This window comes from Haloferax sp. YSSS75 (assembly GCF_046764215.1).
In the GTDB taxonomy this organism is placed as follows: domain Archaea; phylum Halobacteriota; class Halobacteria; order Halobacteriales; family Haloferacaceae; genus Haloferax.
On the sequence record NZ_CP177207.1, the window covers coordinates 332,507 to 355,580 of the forward strand.

General features: G+C 61.4%; 18 protein-coding genes. 13 read left to right on the plus strand and 5 right to left on the minus strand.

The genetic code is table 11. The features are described 5' to 3' along the window. The first annotated feature begins 72 nt into the window (after positions 1 to 72). The 8 genes from ACK3R5_RS17450 to ACK3R5_RS17485 all read left to right on the plus strand — a co-directional run bounded on the left by ACK3R5_RS17450 (position 73) and on the right by ACK3R5_RS17485 (position 9,565). On the plus strand, positions 73 to 1,968 hold the full coding sequence (locus ACK3R5_RS17450) for an aldehyde ferredoxin oxidoreductase family protein (RefSeq protein ID WP_411968754.1): 1,896 nt from the start codon (positions 73 to 75) through the stop codon (positions 1,966 to 1,968). A gap of 121 nt (positions 1,969 to 2,089) precedes the next feature. Continuing rightward, positions 2,090 to 3,370, plus strand: a complete 1,281-nt coding sequence (locus tag ACK3R5_RS17455; RefSeq protein ID WP_411968755.1) for an ABC transporter substrate-binding protein — start codon at positions 2,090 to 2,092, stop codon at positions 3,368 to 3,370. A gap of 53 nt (positions 3,371 to 3,423) precedes the next feature. After that, complete coding sequence (locus ACK3R5_RS17460) at positions 3,424 to 4,308, plus strand: branched-chain amino acid ABC transporter permease (protein WP_411966085.1); 885 nt, start codon at positions 3,424 to 3,426, stop codon at positions 4,306 to 4,308. Then, positions 4,305 to 5,363, plus strand: a complete 1,059-nt coding sequence (locus tag ACK3R5_RS17465; protein ID WP_411966084.1) for a branched-chain amino acid ABC transporter permease — start codon at positions 4,305 to 4,307, stop codon at positions 5,361 to 5,363. Before ACK3R5_RS17460 ends, ACK3R5_RS17465 begins: the two co-directional genes overlap by 4 nt. Beyond that, a complete protein-coding gene (locus ACK3R5_RS17470; RefSeq protein ID WP_411968756.1) occupies positions 5,360 to 6,157 on the plus strand; it encodes an ABC transporter ATP-binding protein in 798 nt (265 codons plus the stop codon). Before ACK3R5_RS17465 ends, ACK3R5_RS17470 begins: the two co-directional genes overlap by 4 nt. Beyond that, positions 6,157 to 6,861 carry an ABC transporter ATP-binding protein gene (locus ACK3R5_RS17475; protein WP_411968757.1) on the plus strand — a complete coding sequence of 235 codons (705 nt, stop codon included), beginning with the start codon at positions 6,157 to 6,159 and terminating at the stop codon, positions 6,859 to 6,861. The genes ACK3R5_RS17470 and ACK3R5_RS17475 overlap by 1 nt, the downstream gene beginning before the upstream one ends. 110 nt (positions 6,862 to 6,971) lie before the next feature. Continuing rightward, complete coding sequence (locus tag ACK3R5_RS17480) at positions 6,972 to 8,309, plus strand: acetyl ornithine aminotransferase family protein (RefSeq protein WP_411968758.1); 1,338 nt, start codon at positions 6,972 to 6,974, stop codon at positions 8,307 to 8,309. 20 nt (positions 8,310 to 8,329) lie between these two features. Beyond that, the gene (locus tag ACK3R5_RS17485) at positions 8,330 to 9,565 is read left to right on the plus strand and encodes a M20 family metallopeptidase (RefSeq protein ID WP_411968759.1); all 1,236 of its coding nucleotides are present in this window, start codon (positions 8,330 to 8,332) and stop codon (positions 9,563 to 9,565) included. Positions 9,566 to 9,595: 30 nt separating this feature from the next. Here the strand turns inward: ACK3R5_RS17485 and ACK3R5_RS17490 are convergent, their stop codons facing one another. Next, positions 9,596 to 10,768, minus strand: a complete 1,173-nt coding sequence (locus ACK3R5_RS17490) for an NAD(P)/FAD-dependent oxidoreductase (protein ID WP_411968760.1) — start codon at positions 10,766 to 10,768, stop codon at positions 9,596 to 9,598. Positions 10,769 to 10,918: 150 nt separating this feature from the next. Between ACK3R5_RS17490 and ACK3R5_RS17495 the strand changes: the two genes are divergently transcribed. The 5 genes from ACK3R5_RS17495 (at position 10,919) to ACK3R5_RS17515 (ending at position 16,394) form a co-directional block, all read left to right on the plus strand. After that, positions 10,919 to 12,088: an NAD(P)/FAD-dependent oxidoreductase gene (locus tag ACK3R5_RS17495; RefSeq protein WP_411968761.1), complete on the plus strand. Its 1,170-nt coding sequence runs from the start codon at positions 10,919 to 10,921 to the stop codon at positions 12,086 to 12,088. Between the two features lie 145 nt (positions 12,089 to 12,233). Beyond that, positions 12,234 to 13,430, plus strand: a complete 1,197-nt coding sequence (locus ACK3R5_RS17500; protein ID WP_411966077.1) for an ABC transporter substrate-binding protein — start codon at positions 12,234 to 12,236, stop codon at positions 13,428 to 13,430. 50 nt (positions 13,431 to 13,480) lie between these two features. Beyond that, positions 13,481 to 14,569: an ABC transporter ATP-binding protein gene (locus ACK3R5_RS17505; RefSeq protein ID WP_411966076.1), complete on the plus strand. Its 1,089-nt coding sequence runs from the start codon at positions 13,481 to 13,483 to the stop codon at positions 14,567 to 14,569. Beyond that, positions 14,566 to 15,591, plus strand: a complete 1,026-nt coding sequence (locus ACK3R5_RS17510; protein ID WP_411966075.1) for an ABC transporter permease — start codon at positions 14,566 to 14,568, stop codon at positions 15,589 to 15,591. The genes ACK3R5_RS17505 and ACK3R5_RS17510 overlap by 4 nt, the downstream gene beginning before the upstream one ends. After that, entirely contained in the window at positions 15,588 to 16,394 is an 807-nt protein-coding gene (locus tag ACK3R5_RS17515; RefSeq protein ID WP_411966074.1) for an ABC transporter permease, read from the plus strand. The genes ACK3R5_RS17510 and ACK3R5_RS17515 overlap by 4 nt, the downstream gene beginning before the upstream one ends. 39 nt (positions 16,395 to 16,433) lie before the next feature. On the opposite strand, the gene ACK3R5_RS17520 is transcribed toward ACK3R5_RS17515, so the two are convergent. The 4 genes from ACK3R5_RS17520 to ACK3R5_RS17535 form a co-directional block, all read right to left on the minus strand. Further along, positions 16,434 to 16,985 (minus strand): hypothetical protein, encoded by a 552-nt coding sequence (locus ACK3R5_RS17520; protein ID WP_411968762.1) that lies wholly within the window; start codon positions 16,983 to 16,985, stop codon positions 16,434 to 16,436. Between the two features lie 534 nt (positions 16,986 to 17,519). Then, positions 17,520 to 18,698 (minus strand): M24 family metallopeptidase, encoded by a 1,179-nt coding sequence (locus ACK3R5_RS17525; protein ID WP_411968763.1) that lies wholly within the window; start codon positions 18,696 to 18,698, stop codon positions 17,520 to 17,522. 92 nt (positions 18,699 to 18,790) lie between these two features. Continuing rightward, positions 18,791 to 21,943: an FAD-binding and (Fe-S)-binding domain-containing protein gene (locus ACK3R5_RS17530; RefSeq protein WP_411968764.1), complete on the minus strand. Its 3,153-nt coding sequence runs from the start codon at positions 21,941 to 21,943 to the stop codon at positions 18,791 to 18,793. Between the two features lie 6 nt (positions 21,944 to 21,949). Beyond that, positions 21,950 to 22,918, minus strand: coding sequence for an NAD(P)-dependent oxidoreductase (locus tag ACK3R5_RS17535; RefSeq protein WP_411968765.1), 969 nt, complete (start codon positions 22,916 to 22,918; stop codon positions 21,950 to 21,952). Positions 22,919 to 23,074 lie beyond the last annotated feature (156 nt).

Below are 23,074 nucleotides of genomic sequence, written 5' to 3' on the forward strand. Positions count from 1 at the left end.
GTTTCATCGAGATACCATCAGGAATCAGTCATAATGCTTAATTGGTCCTGTATTGAGTGTTCGGGTGATTACATGCCTGCCTTCGGCACCGCGCTTCGGGTCGACCTCGACACCGAATCAATCACGGAAGAACAGCTCCCAGACAGATGGATCGACCGGTACCTCGGCGGCACTGGGGTGGCCGCGCGACTACTCTACGAAGAACTCGAACCGGGTGTCGACCCCCTCGGCCCGGAGAACAAACTCGTCTTCGCGACCGGTCCAATCACCGGAACGCGCGCACCGACGAGCGGTCGACACTCGGTGAGCGCGAAGAGTCCGCTGACGGGACTCCTCGGAGAGGCGACGAGTGGCGGCGACTGGGGGAGCGTCCTCCGGCGTGCCGGATTCGACTTCGTCATCGTCGAGGGACAGGCGGACGACCCTGTCTACCTCCACGTCGAAGACGGGGAGTACGAACTCCGGGACGCGACGGACCTCTGGGGAAGCGACGTGCCCGAGACCACCGAACAGATTCAGGCAGAGGTCGGTGACGATGCCGTCGTGAGCACTATCGGCCGGGCGGGCGAGAACGAGGTTCGGTTCGCCGCCGTCATGAACGACATCAAACGCGCCGCGGGCCGAACCGGGATGGGTGCGGTGATGGGGTCGAAGAACCTCAAAGCTATCAGTGTCATCGGGACGGGCGACGTTCACCGCCACATCCCCGACTTCGAGGCGTACAAGCAGTTGACGCTCGAACTCACACAGACCGTCACCCAGACGCCCAGTACGAAGACGCGGCGAGACCACGGGACTGCGGCGGCCATCGAAGAAGAGTCCGAGGTGTTCCAGAACCTCCCGACGAAGTACTTCGAAGAGTCCGCCTTCGACGGTGCGTGGGACATCAGTGGCCCGCGGATGTCGGAAGATTATCTGACCAAGACGTACGCGTGTGGACAGTGCCCCATCTCCTGTGGCCGCGTCGTCTCGATGGTGAGCGACAAATACGGGACGCTCTCTGACCAAGGTGGCCCGGAGTACGAGACGCTCGCCTCCTTCGGTAGCCTCAGCAAGAACGACGACTTCGAGAGTATCGCCCGAGCGAACGAACTCTGTAACCGATACGGTCTCGACACCATCAGCGCCGGTCACGTCGTCGCGTTCGCCATCGCCATGCAGGACCGTGGCTTCCTCGACGACGTGGACACCGACCTCGAACTGGACTGGGGCAACGACGAGGCAATCGTCGAACTCGTCCACAGAATCGCAGACCGAGACGGCCTCGGTGAGACGCTCGCAGACGGCGTCGTCCGCGCGGCGGCGGACCTCGACGCGTCCGAGCACGCAGTCCACGTCAAAGGCCTCGAAGTGCCGATGCACGAACCGCGTGCACAGAAGACCATGGGCCTCACCTACGCCACGTCGAACCGTGGTGCGTGTCACATGCGGGCCTTCACGGGATACGTCGATATCTACGGATACGACATCTCTGACCTCGAAATCTACTCGGACGACTACCCGCGTCACGCGACGGAAGGCAAGGCCGAACTGGAGGTCATCATGCAGAACCTCTTCAGCGTCTACGACTCCATGTGTGGCTGTAAGTTCTCGTACCCACCGGGGACCGAGAACATCGAAGTCGCACAAGTCGGCCAACTGCTCGGGTTGGCGCTCGGCACCGAACTCGACACCGAGGACGTCCTCTCCTACGGGGAGCGCATCTTCAACATGAAGCGCCTGTTCAACGTCCGCGAAGGCGCGTCTCGCGAAGACGACTCCCTCCCGAGTATCTTCACCGACGTGTCGTTCGAAGACGGGTCGAACGCCGGACAGGTCGTCGAACTCGACGAGATGCTCGGCGAGTACTACGAACTCCGTGGATGGGGCGACGACGGACGGCCGTCGGCAGACCGCCTTACGGAAATCGGGATGGACGACGTGGCAGCACCCGGCGTCGCCGACGGTGGCGTTCATCTAGACGAATAGGCCAACAGTCGGCATTTCTCGTAAAATTGTAGTCTTTTTTTACACCGCATGTAGTCAATAGTCCCGATAGTTGTAATTGTCCGAAATTCCTAAATACCATTAGTAATACTGAACGTGATGTATGAGAACACCTATCACTCGCAGGGGTGCACTCAAGACGCTCGGCGCATCGGGAACCTTCGCACTCGCAGGCTGTATCGGAGAGACCGGCGGCGGGAGCAACGAGACGGTGCTCCTCGGACAGCCAACCGTCTCCACCAGTAAGTGGGACTTCCTGCAACCCGCAGTGACGGCGGCCACCGAGATGACCATCGAAGAGGTCAACGACGCAGGTGGACCGCTCGGAAACGAGATGGAACTCAAGCAACGCGAGACGGCGCTGAAGCCACAGCAAGCGCGGACCGTCGTCCAGCAGTTCAAGAACAACGACGAAGCGACGGTAGTCGGCGGCCTCCTCTCGAGTGAGGTGACGCCGCTCGTCGACTTCCTGTCGAGCCAGGAGATTCCAATCGTCTCGAACTGGCTCGGGACGACGGCAGTCGACGGACGTGGCGGTGACCACGGGACGCCCGGTGACCTGAGCGACGACGAGTGGATATGGCGGACCCAAATCAGCGACAGCATCCACACAGCGGGTGCCGCACAGAAGATGGTGTCCGAAGGCTACGAGAAAGTCGCCATCCTGAACGGTACCGCACAGGGTGAACGCTCGTGGGCCGACGCCTTCGAGAAGTGGTTCACGAACGGCGGCGGCGAAATCGTCAACCGGGTCGAAGTCGAGGAGGGGAAGTCGACGTACAAAGCCGAACTCGACCGACTCTTCGAAGCGGACTTCGACGCGTGGGGACTCGCAACCGGGCTGAACGACGTGGTCACCATCCTCCGGGAGTGGTCCAACGCGGGATACGGCGGCCAGTTGATTCTCGAAGACGCACTGCGTGACGAGGCACTCATCGAGAACGCTGGTGAGCAGGCGGAAGGCGCGTGGATTGCCTCTCCGACCGGGCAGGGTCCAGCGTACGACGCGTTCGAGGAGAAGTACAAGTCGTACCAGTCCGACCCGCCGGCACTCCACGCCTGGGCAGTCACCTGTTACGACATGGTCAACGTCGTCGCGCTAGCGGCCCACCGCGCGGGAACCTCAGACCCGAAAGAAGTCGAGAAGAATCTCGGCCCGGTGACCCGAGAAGGCGGCACCACGGTGTCGAACTTCGCGGACGGAAAAGAGGCACTCGACAACGGCGACGAAGTCCAATACCGGGGTGCAGCGACGCCGTGTACCTTCACCGACTACGGGAACGTCCTCGGCGACGTCGCCATCGAGCGCGTCACGCCGAGTGCCTTCGAGCAAGTGGACGTCGTCCCCGCGTCGGACATCGAAAATGTGCTCGAAGAGTACTGAATCGAGTGGACAGACGCACCTCCGAACGAGTGACGAGCAGGTAGTTCACTGAGATGGGTATTGCACAAAACATTATCTTCGGTCTGATAACTGGATCGTACATCGCAATCGCCGCCGTCGGGTTCACGCTGATATACGGCCTGATAAACATGATAAACTTCGCCTACGGGGAGTACATCACCATCGGCGGGTACGTCGGGTTCGTCCTCGCGACGATTCTCGACCTGCAGATTCCGCTGGTCATCGTCCTCGCAGTCCCACTGACCGCCGTCATCGGGTGGGGACTCTCGCGGGCGTTTTTCACGCCGATTCGAGAGACGGGGCCGATTCCCCTGTTGCTGACCTCGATTGGCCTCGGCCTCATCCTCCGAAACGGCGTGCGGATGGTCGCCGGAGCGAAGCGTCGGTTCTTCGAGTTCCAGCAAGCGTCCGTGTTCCGCTTCGACGTCCTCGGTGGCGTGCAGTTCAACACGTCGAGTCTCTCTGTCTTTCTCGTCGCCGTCGCCGTCTTCGTCCTCGTCCACGTCCTGTTGACCCGGACGCGGACGGGCATCGCCATGCGTGCGATGGGTGACGACGAGACACTCGCCGAAGTCGCCGGCATCGACACGGGAACCATCCGGAGTCGGGTCTGGCTTCTCGCATCGGGACTCGCTGGCCTCGCCGGTGTCCTCCTCGGTGTCCAGAACTCTGTCGGCCCCTTCCTCGGGTACGAACAGTTGCTCGTCGTCCTCGCGGCAGCGGTTCTCGGGGGGGCAGGCAGCGCGTACGGGGCTATCGTCGGCGCGTACATCCTCGGCATCGCGATGGCGCTCACGGTCGGCATCCTCCCGACGTGGGCATCGGAGTTCGGGACGACAGTGGCGTTCGTCGTCCTCATCGGTGTGTTGCTCGTCCGCCCGGAGGGTATCGCAGGGAAGGAGGTGCGCCGCGCATGAGTTTCGACGCTATCGACACCCTGACACCCGACGATTCGGACACGCGAATGCTGTGGGTCGGGGTTGTGTTGGCACTCGTCGGGACGGTCATCGCCGTCTCTCCCGTACCACTGGTCGTTCCGAGCAAATCGCTCGTCTTCTTCGAGGTAGGAATCACCTTCCTCCTGTGGGGCCTGCTCGTGCTCGGACTCAACCTCCAGTACGGCTTTACCGGACTGGTCAACTTCGGGCACGTCGCGTTCTTCGCCGTCGGGGCGTACGCGACTGCTATGCTGACGGCGTCGGAGACGTTCAAAGGAATCGCCCTCGGTCTGCCGTGGCCTGTCGGCGTCGTCGCGTCTGTCGTCGCAGCAAGCCTCCTCGGTGGCCTCATCGGCCTCACGACACTGCGACTTCGTGAGGACTTCCTCGCCGTCGCGACGCTGGCGACTGCAGAAATCATCCATCGACTGCTCAGTAGTTTCCCGTCTGTGACCGGCGGGTCCGTCGGGCTAACCGGTGTCCCACAACCACTCTTCGACCTGACTGGCCAGTCGCCCAACACCTCGATGCTGGCGACTGCAATCGTCTTCGCCGGCGTCCTCGCCGTGTTCTACGCGTTGCTGGTTCGAATCACAGACGCACCGTACGGACGCGTGCTGAGAGCAATCCGCGCCGACGACCTAGTGACGAAATCACTGGGCAAAGACGTGTTCTCCTACCGGATGCAGTCGTTCGTCCTCGGGGCTGCGCTGGCCGGACTCGCCGGGTCGCTCTTCTCGCTCTACAACGGTGCCGTCTCACCGGGCTTTTTCACCCTCAACGTCACCGTCCTCGTCTGGGTGGGGATGCTCGTCGGCGGCCCCGGAAACCACCGCGGCGTCCTCGGCGGACTCGCGTTCATCCTCGGGTTCCGGTTGCTCACTCGGTTCGCCAACAGTTCGATGTCGTCAGTCCCCGTCGACTTCGCGTCACTCCGACTCGTCGTCGTCGGTGCACTGCTCGTCGCAATCGTCCGCTACCGACCGGAAGGTCTGTGGGGTAACGCGGACGAACTGGGGGTGAGTCGCGAATGACGCTCTTCGAGACGCGCGGGTTACGGAAGGCCTTCGGTGGCCTCGTCGCCGTCGACGAACCTGACATCACTATCGAGTCCGGGGAGTTGGTCGGTATCATCGGCCCGAACGGTGCCGGAAAGACGACATTCTTCAACTGTGTCACCGGGGTTCTCGAACCCGACGCGGGCACAGTGTCGTTCGCCGGCGACGACGTGACCGGACTGCCGATTCACGAAATCGCCCAGCGTGGGTTGATTCGGACGTACCAACACACGAGAGAGCTCACGACCATGTCCGTCAAAGAGAACCTCAAACTCGCCGCCCCCGACCATCCGGGCGAAGAACTCGGACAGGCGATTCGGAGTCCCGACTCGGTGGCCGACCACGAAGCGACAGTCGAGCGTCGGGCAGACGACTTGCTCGAACAGTTCGACCTGACCCACGTCGCCGACCACTACGCCGGTGACCTCTCCGGTGGCCAGCGGAAACTCCTCGAAATCGCGCGGGCGCTCATGCTGGAACCAGAGATGCTGATGCTGGACGAACCGCTCGCGGGCGTCAATCCGACGCTCGGGAAGGAAATCGTCGAGTACATCGAGGCGCTGAACGACGAGGGAATGACCTTCCTCGTCATCGAACACGAGATTCAGACGCTCGCAGAACTCGTGGACCGACTCATCGTGCTGAACGAGGGGTCGGTCCTCGCAGACGGCGACCCAGCGGATGTCCTCGACAACGACGATGTCATTGCCGCGTATCTCGGTGGGACGAGCGAAGACACCGAAACTGCAGCGCTCGGAGGTGAGTCCTGATGACGCTCCTCGAAGCAACCGACGTCGTCTCTGGGTACGGCGACGTCGAAATCATCCACGGTGTCTCGCTCGAAGTCCACGAGGGAGAAGTCGTCACGGTCATCGGCCCGAACGGTGCCGGGAAGTCGACGCTCATGAAGACGCTCTTCGGCCTCGTCGACTGCTGGAGCGGGACTATCACGTTCGACGGCGTCGATTTGACCGGGTTGGAACCGAACGAGATGACCGACCACAATCTCTCGTTCGTTCCGCAGAGCGACAACGTCTTCCCCTCTCTCACTATCGAAGAGAACCTCCGTCTCGGCGCGCCGTCGGACGACGAGTTTACGCCCGAACGGTTGAAGACGGTCTTCGAACACTTCCCGGTGCTCGAAAAGCGAAAAGAACAGAAAGCGGGGACGCTCAGTGGCGGACAGCGACAGATGCTCGCCATGGGGCGAGCGCTCATGGTCGACCCCGACTTGCTGTTGCTCGACGAACCAAGTGCAGGCCTCTCGCCCGACATGGTCGAACTCGTCTTCGAGAAGGTTGCAGCAATCGGGGAGACGGGCACGTCGGTGCTGATGATAGAACAGAACGCGAAACGGGCACTCGAACACTCTGACCGCGGTTACGTCCTCGACATGGGTGAGAACCGAATCCAAGCTGCCGCCGACGAGATACTCACCGACGACGAGGTGGTCGAACTGTATCTGGGTGGGTGAGGCCCACGGCCCTCCGCTAACTGTTTTTTAACCAATTTACCCGACGGCATGTTCTAACTGTTCCAATTTTATCCCTATAATTTAATACACAGCACAACAGTGGCCGTGTCATGAGCAAGCAAGACAACCTGCCGACCGATGGGCCGAACATCGTGACGGACTTGCCGGGGCCGAAGGCGAAAGAACTCGTCGACGCAGACGGTGAGGTCATCTCGCCCAGTTCCCCGCGTGCGTATCCGCTCGCAGTCGAGAGTGCACAGGGAATCACCGTGACAGACGTGGACGGAAACACGTTCTGGGACTTCGCCAGCGGTATCGCCGTGACGAACGTCGGTCACCGCCACCCGAAGGTTGCCGAGGCAGCGAAAGACCAACTCGACAAGCTCATCCACCCCGCGTTCTGTGATTACTACTCGCCGGAACCGACGCGCCTCGCGGAGCGTCTGGAGGCCATCGCACCGGGTAACTCTCCGAAGAAGGTGTTCTTCGGGAACAGCGGTGCCGAAGCAGTCGAAGCGGGGATGAAACTGGCGCGACACCACACGGGCCGCCACCGCTTTATCGCCTTCGAGGGTGCGTTCCACGGGCGGACGATGGGTGCGCTCTCGCTCACCGCGAGTAAGAACAAATACAAACGCGGGTTCGGTCCCCTCGTGCCGGGCGTCGACCACATCCCGTATCCGAAACCGTCGAAGTACGGCGGTGAAGAAGAAGCGATGGACGCCACGTTCGACGCGCTCGAAGACCTGATTCGGACGCGTGTGCCCGTCGACGAGATTGCGGGCATCGTCGTCGAACCCGTCCAGGGCGAAGGTGGTTACGTCGTCCCGCCGGAGGGGTTCCACCAGAAACTCCGCGAGTTCGCAGACGACCACGGTATCCTCCTCATCGCCGACGAAGTGCAGGCCGGATTCGGGCGCACCGGTCAGTGGTTCGGGATGGACCACTGGGACGTCGAACCCGACATCACGCTGATGGGCAAAGGTATCGCCAACGGCCTCCCGATGTCCGCGATGGTCGCCAAAGAAGACGTGATGACGTGGGGGAAAGGAACTCATGCGAGCACCTACCACGGCAACCCTGTCGTCGCCGCAGCGTCCAACGCCGTCATCGACGTCATCGAAGAGGAGAACCTCCTCGAAAACGCGACAGCGGTCGGAGAGCACCTCAAGTCCGAACTGCGAGCACTCGCCGACGAGTACCCACAAATCGCCGACGTACGTGGTCTCGGCCTGATGATTGGTGCCGAGTTCGTCGACCCCGAGACGGGCGAACACGACGGTGACCTCTCCGAGGCGGTCATGCACACGGCGTGGGAACACGGTCTGATGATTCTCCCCTGTGGCCAGAGCACCGTCCGCTTCGCACCGCCGCTGACAATCACGAAAGAGCAAGCGACGACGGGTGTCGAAATCTTCGCCGACGCACTCGCCGACGCGCTGGAGTAACCAACTCACGTTTTCCTACAATGTCTTCCGACACACCGACCGAGACAGAGACAGAGACAGATATCGCCAGTGAGATAGACGCCGACGAGACCACCACGCTGTTACAGGACCTCGTCCAGATTCCCAGTCCCTTCTTCGAAGAAGAGGAGATTGCCACCTACATCTACGAGTGGTTGGACGAACGGGGCCTCGACCCAGAGTACCACCACGTGAGCGAACCCGACATCACGGGATTCGAAGGCGACAACGTCGTCGCCCGAATCGAGGGGTCAGACCCGGATGCACCGACGGTCCTCCTCAACGGACATATGGACACCGTCCAGCACGTCGATGGATGGACGGAAGACCCCACTTCGGGTCGTATCGAGGACGGAAAACTGTACGGACAGGGTGCCTGCGACATGAAGGGTGGCCTCGCCGCGATTCTCGTCGCGTTCGAGGCGCTCGCAGAGCGTGACCTGAAGGGCGACGTCGTCCTCACCGCCGTCGTAGACGAAGAGGGTCCGTTCGGACTCGGCACCGACGCGGCCATCCGTGACGGCCTCACCGACGACTGCGACGTCGCCGTCGTCACCGAACCTGCGCCGACGATTACCCAACAGGACATCGAGAACCCCGCTATCGTCCTCGGTGCGCGAGGCCGGTTCCTCTACGAGATTTCGGTCACTGGAAAGGCCGCACACGGGTCGCAACCCGACAACGGTGTCAACGCCGTCCTCGACGCGGGACGCGTCGCAGAGGCCATCTCGGAGATGGAACTCGGAAGCCATCCGAAACTCGGGTCCGGGTCGGTCTGTGTCCTGTCCATCGCGGGCGGCGGCGAACCCCTCTCCGTACCCGACTACTGTGAGATGGAAATCGACCGCCACGTCGTCCCCGGTGAGACGGCGGAGTCCGTCCTCGAAGACGCACGGCGAGCAGTCGACCGGTTAGACATAGAGAGCGAGGTGGACATCTCTCTCCGCGAGGCACCGGAACCCGACCTGTACTTCCAACCGTACACCACGGACGAAGACCACCCGCTCGTCACGCCGTTCTTCGAGAGTATGCGCGACCTGTTCGACACCGAACCCGACGTGGGATACTTCTCGAGTGTCGGCGACTTCAACCACCTCGGTGGCCGTGCAGAGATTCCGACGGTCATCGTCGGCCCCGACGGTGCGAACGTCCACGGGACTGGTGAGTACGTCTACCTCGACGAAGTCGTCGAGACGGCACAGGTCGTCGCGAACGCGACGAGTCGCATCACCGAGTAGACACGCGACAGACGGTCTGGCATCTGGGACTCAGTCGTCCCAACTTCTGAAGACGTCACCGTGACCAGCGAAGCGCGAGAGTCTCACCGCGTCGTAGTACTCGGTTGGATTGCCTCGAAGCAGTTGTTCCGCCACGACGTGCCCGATGACCGGGGCGAGTTGGATACCGGCGGCGTTGAATCCCGTCGCGTAGAATCCTTCGACGCTCGTCCAACCGGCTATCGCGCCGGCGTCGGGCGTCAACGACCGGACACCGACCCATTCGTCGACGACGGGGGCACCTTCGACCCACGGGAAGTACGTCTCGACGACGCGTCGAATCTTCTCTCGAATGTCAGACGGGACAGTCGTCGGAACGTCGTCTGGGTCGAGTTCACGTCCTGCGTCCTCGTACCCGCCGGGGTAGTGGCCGGCGAAGACAGTCCCGTCCGGTTGCTGTCGGAAGTAGACACCAGATTCGACGTGCTTGACGCTGAACGTGTCGTACGGGACGAGCGTCTCCGGTTCGAAGACGAGAATCGGACCGAGTGTCTGTCGGATGGGTACGTCGATGCCGACGAAGTCGGCAATCTGCCTGTTCCACGGTCCGGCAGCAGCGACGACGGCGTCGAACGACCGGTGGTCTCCGTCCGCGACGACGCCGGTGACAGCGCCGTCGTCAGTGGTCACGTCTTCGATTGTCGTCTCCGTCTCGAAACGGACACCGCGCTCTCGCGCTCGCTCGACGAACTCCGCGGCGAGTTCCGTCGCGTCGAGAAACCCGAGGTTCGGTCGGTATATGGCGCCTTCGACGTTCGCGGTGTCGATTCCGGGATGGAGAAGTTCCGCGTCGAGTCGCTCACCGGGAACGTACTCGGCACGTCCGCGAACGCACTCCCGTGTCGCGGCGGCGGCCTGCAACTCACTCGCGCCCTCGCGCGTAGACGCGATTCCCAAACGCGGAGCGTACGTGTACGACGAGTTCGCCCGTGGGTCGGCCAAAAAGTCGTTGTAGAGGCGGACGCCGTACTCTTTGAGGCGGCGGTACGCCGGCGGTTCGTCTCCCCAGAGGCCAACGAACGCGCCAGAGGCCGCCGTCGTCTCCCCGGCGAGTTCACCTCGCTCGAAGACGGTCACTTCCGTACTCGGGTCGGCGCCGAGATGATACGCGACGCTCGAACCGACGATTCCGCCACCGACAACAGCAACTCGTATTGTATCCATCGTGCAATCGACGCGGGGGTAGCTTCCCGCAGTCTCTCTAGGCAGAGGCTCGGAAGCGACTCGTTTAACCATTTCTCCCGGACAAGACAATCAATAAATAGTGTGTATTAGATAACGTAAAACGCCGAGTACGGGCTGGCAAGGGGACACATGACACATGTGACGATTATCGGGGCGGGTGCGATAGGCGTCAGCGCCGCGTACCACCTCACAGACCGAGGTGTAGAGGTGACCCTGCTGGACAAAGGGCACGCAGCAGGGGAGACGACTGGGAAGGCAGGTGGGTTGGTCTTCTCACAACTCCACGAACCCGCAGACGTTCGGGCGATGGAGTACAGCATCGACTTCTTTCGTGACCTGTCTGCGTCCGACAACCACTTCACCTACCACGAGGTGGGATTCCTCCGAACGGGGACCGAAACGGAGCGACCAGCCTTCGAACAGGAGGTGTCGATGCAACGCAGCGAAGGAGCAGACGTTCGCCTCCTCGAACCCGACGAAATCGGCGACGTCTACCCAACACTGGGTCTCGATGCGGTGTCCGTCGGGACGTACTGCCCCGACGACGGATACGCAGACCCACACACGTTTACCACGACGCTCCTCTCGGAAGCGAAGGAACTCGGCGTCGACTACCGCCCCGGGACGAAAGTGACCGGTATCGACCGGACGTCGTCTCCAATCGTCCAAACCGAGGCGGAACCGATAGAGACAGACGTCGTCGTCCTCGCGGCAGGCCCCTGGTCACGCCGTGTCGCGAAGTTGGCCGACATCGAGGTGCCGGTGAAACCGTATCGCGCACAGGCACTCGTCACGACGCCCGTCGATTTCGATATCGGGACGATCTACGACGCACACGAGGGCGTCTACTTCCGGTCAGAACAGAGCGGGGGATTGCTCGTCGGCGACGGCACCGAGGAAGTCGAGTCAGACCCAGACGGGTACACACAGACTGCGGATTTCGAGTTCCTCGTGGAGACGAGCGACGTCGTCGAGCGCCGTCTCCCCGTCGAAGACGTCGGGATTCAAAACGCGTGGGCAGGGCTCTGTACCGCGACGCCCGACGGCAGACCACTCGTTGGCTACCCGCTGTACGAACCCGGGGGCGAAACTGGGCCGGACGACGTCGTCGTCGCTGCCGGGTTACAGGGACACGGGTTCATGCGGTCACCTGCAGTCGGGAAGGCAGTTGCCGACGTCGTCTGTGAGGGTGAAAGCGACTTCCCGGAGTGGAATCCGAAGCGGTTCGACGAGCACCCGGGCGACTTCGAAATCGAAGAGATGCTGAAACTCGACGGCAAACATCCGAATCTCATATAAGCTATAAAGTGAGACCCATATTCAACCCGCTCCATTAATCAGCGACCATTTTTAGAATTCTAGCGAATTACAGAGCAAATAATTCTACTGGGTCCACTTTAGCGCGAAAAATTTAAGTGTCGCCAATGGGATTGCCCCACGTAGCATGATAGAGAGACTCAACCGCCGTTCGTTCCTCAAGGCCACTGGGGCGTCAGCGACGGTCGGTTCAGCGGCGTTAGCCGGGTGCACAGGGAGTAGTGGCAGTGATTCAAGCGAGACGACTGCCTCGGGTGGCGACGATTCTGGCGACTCGGAGGCCACGGAGGCAGACTCCACGTCCGAGAGCGAAGAGCTCTCCGACACGCTGAAATTCTACTCGTGGGGTGGGTCCACGCAGGAGGCGCTGACGAAGCACGTCATCGAGCCGTTCGAAGAGGAGTACGGCGTCACTGTCGAGCAATCGAGTTTCGGTGGACAGGACAAGATGCTCGCGAACGTTCGGTCCAGCCCCGAAGGTTCGTACGACGTCATCATGCCCTCGACGTCGACGTCCTACGCCGCATCAAAGCAGGGCCTCGTCGAACCACTTCGTCTCGACAACATCGAGACCTGGTCGAACCTGATGCCGGTCTTCCAAGACTTCAACATCGACCCCGGTCAGAAGGCCCACGTCGCACCGCTGTACTACGGTACCATCGGGATGGCCTACAACAGCGACTACGTCGACGCCTCGAACGGCCTCTCGTGGGACCTCACTTTTGAGGAGGAATTCAAAGGGAAAGTCGCCATCGAAGGAGTCCCGTACGTCCGTGTGTTCACGACGGCGCTCAAACTCGGCATGAACCCGAACAAGATGGTCGGTGACACCGGGTCCTACGAGGAGGGTGTCAAGAAGGTGTACGACGCGATGGCAGAACAACACCCACTCGTCAAGAAGTACTGGACGAGTGGCCAGGAACTGACCTCGCTGTTCTCCAACGAGTCGGCCTACGTCGGTGAGGCGTGGGGTGGACGTATCCTCTCGCTGCAGGACGAAGGCTTCGACAACCTCAAGTACGGCATCCCGAAGGAAGGTGCCTACGGGTTCACCGACACGCTGGCAATCGCGAAAGGCTCGAAGAACCGCTACACGGCAGAGAAGTTCATCGAGTTCGCCTACCGAGACGATATCATCAAGAATCTGGCTCCGGAGATTGGCTATCCGCCGGCGACCAAGGTCAAGTCGAGCGCTGTGGAGGCGCTCCCTGACTTCGACCCATCTGGTGGCGAGCGTCTCTTGTTCCAGGACATGGAGTTCAAGAACCAGCACAATCAAGAGTGGTCGCAGACCTTCGAGCAAATCAAGCTCGGGAACTACTAAGCTGTCTACGACGGCCGCTTATTTCCATACACAATATACCCCATATAATCATGAGCTACGTACAAATCTCCGGTGTCACGAAATCGTTTGGTGACGTCCTCGCTGTCGACGACGTTAGTTTCGAAGCAGAGCGCGGTGAGTTCGTCTCGCTTCTCGGTCCCTCGGGGTGCGGGAAGACGACGACGCTCCGCATGATAGCCGGACTCGAAACGCCGACAGCGGGAACTATCGAGATTGGTGGTGAGGTAGTGACGGAACAACCCCCGTACGAACGCGACATCGGGATGGTGTTCCAGCACTACGCGCTGTTCCCGCACAAGACGGTGGGTGAGAACGTCGGGTTCCCGCTGAAGATGCGCGGCGTCGGGAAAGAAGAACGGCGTGAACGAGTCGCAGACGCACTGGAGATGGTCCGACTGCCGGGCATGATGGACCGCTCGCCGACCGAACTCTCCGGTGGCCAACAACAGCGCGTCGCCCTCGCGCGTGCCCTCGTGTTCGAACCGAACGTCCTCCTGATGGACGAACCGCTGTCGGCACTCGACCGTGTCCTCAGACAGAAGATGCGTATCGAGTTAGAGCGTATCCAGGAGGAAATCGGTATCACGACGATTTACGTCACCCACGACCAGATGGAGGCGTTCTCGTTGTCCGACCGCGTCATCGTCCTCGACGAAGGTGAACTGTCCCAGCAGGGAAGCCCGCTCGACATCTACGAGAATCCGCAATCCGAGTTCGTCGGTGAGTTCATCGGCCAGTCGACGAAACTCTCGGGTACCGTCACCGCCTCCGACGACGGTGTCTCGCTGCGAACCGAGTCGGGCATCACGCTCGAATCGGCGAATCGTGACCTCGCCGAGAACACGCCAGCGCTCGCGTTCCTCCGGGCAGAGAAACTCAGTATCTCGAAAGCACCGACCGGCATGGCGAACGAACTGGAGGCGACAGTCTCGACAGTCAGTTATCTCGGTGAGAAGACGCTGTTCTTCTGTACGCTCTCGACGGGCGAAGAGATTACCGTCGCAGAACACGGCTTCACCGGTGTCGACGAATACGAAGCAGGCGACGACGTCTACATCACTATTCCCGAGGAGAAACTCCTCCTCGTCGAAGACGCTCCCGAGGGAGGAGTCGTATGAGCAGCGAGCAGGAATCGGCACGGCCGAACGTCCCATCGAGCGCCTTCGAGGGCGAGGACCTACGAGAGCGGGTGTTCGGACTCCGAACGGCAGTGCTCCGCTCAGACACGGTTACGGGCGTCTTCGACCGAATCAACAGTCGAGAGAGCATCCTCGCAACCGCGCAGGCGGGTGTCGGACTCGGGTGGATGCTCTTTTTCCTCTTTGCCCCACTGCTGTACATCGTCACCCTGTCGTTCTGGCAGCGCGGTGCCGGCGGCGTCATCATCCAGACGTTCACGCTCAGTAACTACGAGTTCATCCTGACGCAGAACGTCGAACTCGCCTCGTTGACGTTCAAGAACCTGTATCTGACCATCCTGTTCCAGTCGCTCAAGTACGGCGTGTTCGTCACCATCGGCACGCTCTTGCTCGGGTACATCCCGGCGTACTTCCTCGGGCGGACCGTCTCGAAGTGGAAGGCGGTGTTCCTGCTCCTCGTGGTCCTGCCCTTCTGGGTGCCGCTCATCATCCGCTACTACTCGTGGATTCTCGTCCTCGGGAACAAGGGACTCATCGTCTCGATGTTCGGGTGGGTCGGTATCGAAATCGGCGGCTTCCTCTACACGGAACTCGCCGTCATCTCCGGCCTCACGCAGGCACTGTTGCCGTTCATGATACTCCCCATATACAACAGCGTGAACGAAATCGACAGTTCGCTCATCGAGAGTGCCAAGACGATGGGCGCGACGCCCCTCCGGACGTTCTACGAGGTGACGCTCCCCCTGACGATGCCGGGCGTCAGCGCGGGCATCATCCTCGTGTTCATCCTCTCTGTCGGGAGTTACATGGCACCGGCACTGCTCGGTGCGCCGTCGAACACAATGGTCGCGAACCTCATCGAGACGACGTTCGGGCAGAACCTCAACTGGCCGCTCGCGAGCGCGATGGGTGTCGTCTACCTCGTCGTCCTGTTCGCGATTATCAGCGTGTTCAACCGGTTCGTTGGCCTCGACGAAGTCTTCGGAGGTGACGCGGAATGAGCAGTCGTGACAAACTCGGCTGGTCGGCAATCAAGGGAACGACCGGGTTAGTGTACCTGTTCCTGCTGTTCCCGCTGCTCGCCGTCGTCATCATCTCGTTCCAACCCTCGAAGTACCCGACGTTCCCCCCCGAAGGCCTCAGCTTCACGTGGTACGAGGCGTTCATCAACAGCGACCGGATGCTCGCGGCGCTGAAGAACAGTTTCATCGTCGCACTTGGTGCGTCGATTTGTGCGGGCATCATCGGAACCATCACCGCCCTCGGGTTCGTCCGTCGGTCGTTCCGCGGGAAGAACGTCCTGTCGAGCGTGCTCTTCCTGCCGATGATTATCAGTCCGGTCGTCATCGGTGTGGCGCTGACGGCGTTCCTCACGAAGATTGGCTTCGAGAAGAACTACCTGTTGCTCATCGCAGGCCACACGACGCTCGTGCTGCCGTACATCTTCGTCACCGTCCGGGCGCAACTCTACGGGTTCGACCGGGCCGTCGAGGAAGCAGCTATGACGCTCGGTGCGAACGAACTGGAGACGTTCTTCGAGGTGACCCTGCCGCTCATCACGCCGGGGCTCGCCGCAGGGATGCTGCTGGCGTTCGTCATCAGCTTCGGTGAGTTCACCGCGACGCAGTTCTGGGTCCAGCCCGCGACGACGACTGCGCCCATCGAAATCTACACGATGGTCCGGACGAGCATCACGCCGATGATTAACGCGATGGCGACGGTGCTGATGCTCATCACCGTGGTGGTTCCGCTCGTGTTAGACGTCCTCCTCGACAAGAACCTCATCCTCAAATCGGGGCTCTGAGGCGACGAGTCTCTCTCTTCGCTGCCGTCGCGGGGTCTCTCACCCGGCGACGACTGCTCGAACCACGCCAATCACGAGTCTGTCGAGTGCACGCGTCGCCGCGCCGAACGAGACGAAGAAGAGAACCATCACGACGAACGACACCACGTCGAACCCTGTGACGTCGAGTGTGCCGACGATTCGAAACATCGTGATACCTGCGTCGACGGCGCGTTCGAACGTCAACGAGGCGACGGCACCGCCGACGACGACGACGGCAGCGTAGACGAGCATCCGCGTCGTGGACGGAACGCCACGCTGTCGCGTGACCTGTTCGACGCTGTTTTGGGACCCCATTCCGACCGCTGCGAATTGCCGGCGAACGATATCGACCAGTGTTACCACGAGGATGAACCAGAGAAACGCGGCGGTTGCGAACTCGACAGCCGAAGCAGATACCCCGGCGATGTCAGTGAACACCTCGACGACAGTCGGCGTAGCCCTGTCTACGAAGACGTAGAACACGACGAAGCTCAGGAGCGAGTCGATGGGGCCGTACGCTGGAAACAACCCACCCTCACGACGGTCATCGGCGTTGGCGTAGTATCCCATGCAGAACCAGACGCACTCCGAGATAAAGAAGTGACAACAAGCGTATCAGAAATCGAGAGCCAACGAACGAGGGGTCTGTCGTGTAGAAGATGAACGACAGCCGACCGGCCCCTCACGAGATATGTCCCTTTAGTATCTGACACATCAGCGTTCGTTATTCGTTAGATAGATGAACGAGAAACGTCGGTCTGTGACACCCCCACATATTCACTCGATTGTGTATACTCACTCAGCTCACGTATCCAGGCAGTAGACAAGTCAACAGACGATGATTCGAGATAGGTAGACCAGCATCGTATCATTCGGTTTCAAAAAATTCTGCCTGAACAATCAACATATATACGAACATCGAGTATTATCTCCTTCAGACATATCAATCAAATATCGACTGTCAGAATAGAATCGACTCTGTCTTCACGTTCTTCGCCCCCGAACTGGCGTGACTACTGTCCACTTCTGCAATCACATCAACCGAAAAGAGTACGACAGACGTATTCCACCGATTCGAGGCCTGTCGGGAAGTTCCGTCGGGAGTCAGGTGCTGAACAGTTCGCGCGGGAAGTTCGCGAGCGTCTCCGCCCCGTTCGACGTGACGACGAACGTCTCGCTCAGTTCGACGCCGAAGTCGTCGAACCAGAGGCCGGGAATCATGTGGAACGTCATGTTCTCTTCGAGTACCGTCTCGTCGCCCGGACGGAGACTCGCCGTGTGTTCGCCCCAGTCCGGTGGGTAGCCGAGGCCCATCGAGTAGCCGATGCGGTCCTTCTTCTCGATGTCGTACTTGGCGATGGTGTCTCGCCACGCTTTCTCGACTGCTTCGGCGGTGACACCCGGTTCGGCGGCGTCCAACGCCGCTTCGATTCCTTCGACGACGATTTCCGCCCGATACTGCATCTCCTCCGGTGGGTCGCCGACGTACGTCGTTCGAGCGAGCGGTGAGTGATACCGGTGTCGACACCCCGAGAGTTCGATGATGACCGGGTCACCGTTTTCGAATCGGCGGTCCGTCCACGTCAGGTGGGGTGTGCCAGTGTGGTCACCCGACGGCATCAGCGGGACGATAGACGGGTAGTCGCCGCCGTACTCCTCCGTGCCGTCGATGAGCGTCGAGTAGATGGCCTCGGCCGCCTCGTACTCCGGGACACCTTCCGCGATGGTGTCGAGTCCGGCGTCCATCGCGTTCTCGGAGATGCGTGCGGCCTGGCGCATGTACTCCAGTTCCGCGTCGGACTTCTTGATGCGAACCCAGTTCACGAGCAGCGTCGTATCTTCGAACTCTGCCTCGGGCAGGTTCTGTTGGAGACGCGTGTACGACTTCGCGGTGAAGTAGTACGCGTCCATCTCGAGGCCGATTCGACCGTCTGCCACCCCCAGGTCTTCGAGGACCGCCGCGACGAAGTCCATCGGGTGCAGGTCGTGTGGCGACTGCACGTGGTCGTCGCTGTACGGCCGGATACTCTCTTCTCCGAGACTGGTAGTCGCACGCGCCCCGTTGCCGTCCATGTCTCGGCCCACCCACACCGGTTCGTCGCGGTCCTGTGTGACGACGACGCCTTGATGGACGTAGAACGACCATCCGTCGTAGCCAGTGAGGTAATTCATGTTCGCGGGGTCGCTCACGAACAGTGCGTCCAGTTCTCGCTCTGCCATCCGCTCTTTCGTCCGGGCGATGCGTCTTTCGTACTCGCTGCTATCGAAGACGGCGCTTGGCATGTGAACCTCTATCAAATAGTGGTGAACCAACTGTAAAAAATTTTTGTGTACTCCGACCACGGGAACTGTGTATCCGCCCCCAATTTCGAGGCTTACCGAACGAGCACCTCGGCCAGTTTCTCGATTGGATGCGGTGGTTCTGCCGCCGCGTCACTCCGGTCTTCGAGTTGCGTCCGACAAGATGCACCGGGGGCGACGACGACGTCGCCGTCGCTCGCTTCGACCTGTCCGAAGAGTATCTCGCCGATTGCCTCACTCATCGAGTAATGTTCGGCCTCGTAGCCGAACGACCCGGCCATCCCACAGCACCCCGAATCGAGTGGGTCCACGTCGTAGCCAGCACGCCGAAGGACGCCGACAGCGTGGTGGTCTTTCCGCGTCGCCTTCTGGTGGCAGTGGCCGTGATAGGTCAGCTGTTCGTCCGGCGTCGCAAACGACAGTCGTTCGTCGAGTCGCTTGGTGTCGAGGTACTCCATGACGCCGTAGGTGTTCGCCGCAACCGCGTCCACCATCTCGTCGGAGACGGAGTCGGCGTCGTGAGACACTCCCGATTCGGTAGTGTCGCCACCGAGCAAGTCACGGTAATCCGACTGGAGCATCACCGCGTCTGACGGTTCCACGAGAACCACGTCCCATCCCTCCTCGATACGCGGGGCGAGGGCGGCGACGTTGGTCGCAGCACGGTTTCGCGAGCGGTCCAGGAATCCCTTCGAGTGTGCGGGGCGACCGGTCGACGTAACGTCGTCGGGGAGAGCGACGTGGACGCCCGCTGCTTCGAGCGTGCGAACGGTAGCTTTCCCCGCCGCAGGGTGGTTGTAGTTCGTGTAGGTGTCGGGGAACAGTAACACCATCTCGTCGGCGTCCGCAGCGTCGACTCGACACCCGCCGCGCGCTTCGAACCAGTCTTCCAGCGACTCGCGGTGGAACGTCGGGAGCGAGCGTTCGCTGGCGATGCCGAGCAGACGCTCTGAGACGACTCCCGCACCCGGGAGGTTCGCGACCCAGTTCGACAGCGGTGCGAGACGCGACCCGAGTTCGTTGAGAGTATCCACCTCCGCGAACAGGTGGTCGCGGAGACTCGCACCGTGTTCCTCGTGGTGTGCGTGCTCGACTTCGGCTTTGAGTTTCGCCATGTCGACTTCGCTCGGGCAGTCGTGTTTACAGCCCTTGCACCCGACACACAGGTCGAGAACCTCCCGCATGAACGCCACGTCGTGTGCGTCCTCCGAGAGGTCACCAGCCATCGCGTGACGGAGCATGTTCGCTCTGCCGCGGGTCGAGAGACTCTCTTCGTCTGCGGCGCGATACGTCGGACACATCACGCCACCACGGGTCTCCTGGTCACCGCGACAGCCACCACAGCCGTGGCAGAGTTCGACCATCCCCTGAAATCCGTTTTCGGTGTCCCACTGAAGTTCAGTATCGAACGAGGGGTCGAACTCGTACTCCGGGTCGAACCGGAGGTTCTCGGTCATCGAGACGTCGCCACAGACCTGTCCCGGGTTCAGAAGCCAGTCGGGGTCGAACGCCGACTTCAGGTCGCGAAAGACGGACCAGAGGTGGTCGCCGTACAGTTTCCGGTTCCACTGGGTTCGTGCTCTGCCGTCCCCGTGTTCGCCGGAGACAGACCCGCCCACGTCGACGACGAAATCCGTAATCTCGTCGGCGATAGTTTCGAACGAGTCGAGACCATCGACTGTCTTCGTGTTGACGAGGGGGCGGACGTGCAGGACCCCCGGGCCGGCGTGAGCGTAGAAACTCGTGTTGGCGTCGTGGTCGTCGATAACCTCACGGAATCGTTCGACGTAGTCGGGCAGTCGTTCGGCGGGGACTGCGCAGTCTTCGATGAACGAGATGTGTTTCTCGTCGGTGGTTCTGGAGAGTAAGATGGGCGCGGCGGCTTTCCGCATCCTCCACAGGTCGGCCCGGGAACTCGCGTCGTGTGCTTCGAGTGCGTCGAACGCGCGGGCGTCTGCTGCGGGTTCGACACCGTCTGCAGGGTCTGCGTCGGGCGTCACTGACGGTGCGCGGGCACCCAAGAGGTCGGCGACTTGTTGTCTGCCGTCGGCATCTGACTCGGCGTAGAACTCGACGAGCAACGCCCCGCGTGTGCCATCGGGAAGGGAGGCGGCCACGTCGTGAAACTCGGCCGTGTCGAGCGCCAGGTCGATGAGCACGTCGTCGATGAGTTCGACCGCCGCCGGGTCGTGGTCGAGTATCGGTGCGACGTCGGCGGCGGCGTCGAAGACGTCTTCGTAGGTGAGCAACGCGACGGCTTTGGTCTCTGGAACCGGTTCGAGCGAGACAGTCGCCTCGGTGACGATTGCGAGCGTTCCCTCACTCCCGGCCAACAATCGGGCGAGATTGACCGTCCCGGGTTCGCTCGCGGGGTCGATACCCGACCCGTCGGCGGTCGGTCGCTCACCACGTGCCTCGGCGACCAGCAAGTCGAGGTTGTAGCCGGAGACGTTGCGCTTCAACTCTGGGTATCTGGCGTCGATTTCGGCCGTCTCTTCGTCGAGAATCCTGACGATTTCGGCGTGAATTCGTGGCAGGAGTGGGCTCGGCGGGCCGTCGGGGCCCCACGCGTCGGCGTCGGGGTCCGCCTTCGCTCTCAGTTCGTCGACGTCGATTTTACCGAACGTGTGAACGGTTCCATCCGCGAGGACGACTTCGCACTCTTCGACGTAGTGGTCTGTCTTCCCGTAGACGAGCGAGTGCGCACCGGTCGAATTGTTTCCAATCGCGCCGCCGAGGACACTCCGGTCTCCAGCAGCAGGGTCGGGGCCGAACGTGAGTCCGTATTCGGCCGCCGCCGCGTTCACGTCGGCGAGGACGGTTCCGGCCTCCGCAGTCGCCGTGGCCGTCTCCGCGTCCACCGCCACCACGTCGTCCATGTACCGCGAGAAGTCGAGGACGACTGCTTCGTTGACGGCCTGTCCTGCGAGACTCGTCCCGCCGCCTCGTGGCAAGACCGGAATCTCACGGTCGGCGCAGTACGAGACGACTGCGGCGACGTCTGCAGTCGATTTCGGCATGACGACGCCGATTGGCAGCACTTCGTACGCCGACGCGTCAGTCGCGTACAACTGGCGGGTGTACTCGTCGAACCGAACGTCGCCATCGACGAGTTTCGAGATGTCGTCGACGAGTCCTCGACGCGGGGTATCGCCACCGGTGTAATCGTATTCGGCGCGTTCGTCTCGACTCGGTCGTCGTTCGTCCTCGAAGTCCTGTGTCGCCATCGGTACTCAGTTCGTGTCGGGGGCGAGCACCTGATTTTCGAGCGCCTCGCCACCGTCGAGTCGGTCGAGATTCGTCGCGACGATGTCGGCGAGTCGGTCCCAGTGTTTCGGGGTGTGACCGCCCGTGTGTGGCGTGATGAGACAGTTTTCGAGATTCCAGAGCGGGTGGTCTTCGGGGAGTGGTTCGGGGTCGGTCACGTCGAGTGCCGCGCCGCGAATCTTGTTCGACTGGAGCGCCGAGACCAGTGCGTCGGTATCGACGATTCCACCCCGGGCAGTGTTGACGAGGACGGCGTCGGTTCGCATCGTCGCGAACTCGTCTTCGCCGATGAGCCCTCGCGTCAGGTCGTTGAGCGGGCACGCGAGGACGACGTACTCGCTTCGGGCGAGTGCGTCGTGGATTGCGTCGTCGTCGAATCCGGCCACCTCGTCTGTCGGGCCGCCTTTCGACGGCGTGTATCGGATACCGATAGTCTCGACGTCGAATCCCTGCAGTCGCTGGACGATTGCCTGACCGATAGACCCGAGTCCGACGACGGTCACCGTACTGTCGGTGAACTCGTGCGACTGGAAGTGCCGCCACTCGGACTGCTGTTTCCGCCGCCAGCCTTCGTGAAGACGGCGTGCGAAGACGAGCATGTTGCCGATTGCCTGTTCGGCGATGCCGGGCGCGTGAATGCCGCCGGCGTTCGTGACTGCGACACCGTGGTCTGCGAGTGCGCCCATCGGGACGTGGTCGGTGCCGGCGAACGTACAGGCGAACAGTTCGAGTCGCTCGGCGCGGTCCAACAGGGCTTCGTCTATCGTGATTCCGGTGACGACGCGGGCGTCGGGCACGAGTTCGCGTTCCTGTTTGGGCGTTCGCGCCAGCGTCACCGTCCGGTCGGTGAGTCGCTCGCGGAGCGCATCTGCGTACGATTCCATCGATAGGCCTTCCGTCCCCTCGCGGAGGACGACGACGTCTGTCTCTGTCATGTGTGGTGTGGTACGTCGGACGCAGGGTCTCGACGGCCCCGGTTCCGTGGACGACCCTGCCGACGCATCTCTGATAGACCGATGACGAGGACCCACCTTAGTCCTTTTGTGTATTTGGTATCCACGGATATCGTTTATCATTAAGTGCTTGGAGCG

Excerpts from the sequence above, each read along its gene's own strand:
- ACK3R5_RS17460 (WP_411966085.1), top strand. The coding sequence starts at position 3,424 with ATGGGTATTGCACAAAACATTATCTTCGGTCTGATAACTGGATCGTAC.
- ACK3R5_RS17480 (WP_411968758.1), top strand. The coding sequence starts at position 6,972 with ATGAGCAAGCAAGACAACCTGCCGACCGATGGGCCGAACATCGTGACG.
- ACK3R5_RS17485 (WP_411968759.1), top strand. The coding sequence starts at position 8,330 with ATGTCTTCCGACACACCGACCGAGACAGAGACAGAGACAGATATCGCC.
- ACK3R5_RS17510 (WP_411966075.1), top strand. The coding sequence starts at position 14,566 with ATGAGCAGCGAGCAGGAATCGGCACGGCCGAACGTCCCATCGAGCGCC.
- ACK3R5_RS17450 (WP_411968754.1), top strand. The coding sequence starts at position 73 with ATGCCTGCCTTCGGCACCGCGCTTCGGGTCGACCTCGACACCGAATCA.
- ACK3R5_RS17465 (WP_411966084.1), top strand. The coding sequence starts at position 4,305 with ATGAGTTTCGACGCTATCGACACCCTGACACCCGACGATTCGGACACG.
- ACK3R5_RS17470 (WP_411968756.1), top strand. The coding sequence starts at position 5,360 with ATGACGCTCTTCGAGACGCGCGGGTTACGGAAGGCCTTCGGTGGCCTC.
- ACK3R5_RS17520 (WP_411968762.1), bottom strand. The coding sequence starts at position 16,985 with ATGGGATACTACGCCAACGCCGATGACCGTCGTGAGGGTGGGTTGTTT.
- ACK3R5_RS17515 (WP_411966074.1), top strand. The coding sequence starts at position 15,588 with ATGAGCAGTCGTGACAAACTCGGCTGGTCGGCAATCAAGGGAACGACC.
- ACK3R5_RS17530 (WP_411968764.1), bottom strand. The coding sequence starts at position 21,943 with ATGGCGACACAGGACTTCGAGGACGAACGACGACCGAGTCGAGACGAA.
- ACK3R5_RS17495 (WP_411968761.1), top strand. The coding sequence starts at position 10,919 with ATGACACATGTGACGATTATCGGGGCGGGTGCGATAGGCGTCAGCGCC.
- ACK3R5_RS17455 (WP_411968755.1), top strand. The coding sequence starts at position 2,090 with ATGAGAACACCTATCACTCGCAGGGGTGCACTCAAGACGCTCGGCGCA.
- ACK3R5_RS17505 (WP_411966076.1), top strand. The coding sequence starts at position 13,481 with ATGAGCTACGTACAAATCTCCGGTGTCACGAAATCGTTTGGTGACGTC.
- ACK3R5_RS17525 (WP_411968763.1), bottom strand. The coding sequence starts at position 18,698 with ATGCCAAGCGCCGTCTTCGATAGCAGCGAGTACGAAAGACGCATCGCC.
- ACK3R5_RS17535 (WP_411968765.1), bottom strand. The coding sequence starts at position 22,918 with ATGACAGAGACAGACGTCGTCGTCCTCCGCGAGGGGACGGAAGGCCTA.
- ACK3R5_RS17490 (WP_411968760.1), bottom strand. The coding sequence starts at position 10,768 with ATGGATACAATACGAGTTGCTGTTGTCGGTGGCGGAATCGTCGGTTCG.
- ACK3R5_RS17500 (WP_411966077.1), top strand. The coding sequence starts at position 12,234 with ATGATAGAGAGACTCAACCGCCGTTCGTTCCTCAAGGCCACTGGGGCG.
- ACK3R5_RS17475 (WP_411968757.1), top strand. The coding sequence starts at position 6,157 with ATGACGCTCCTCGAAGCAACCGACGTCGTCTCTGGGTACGGCGACGTC.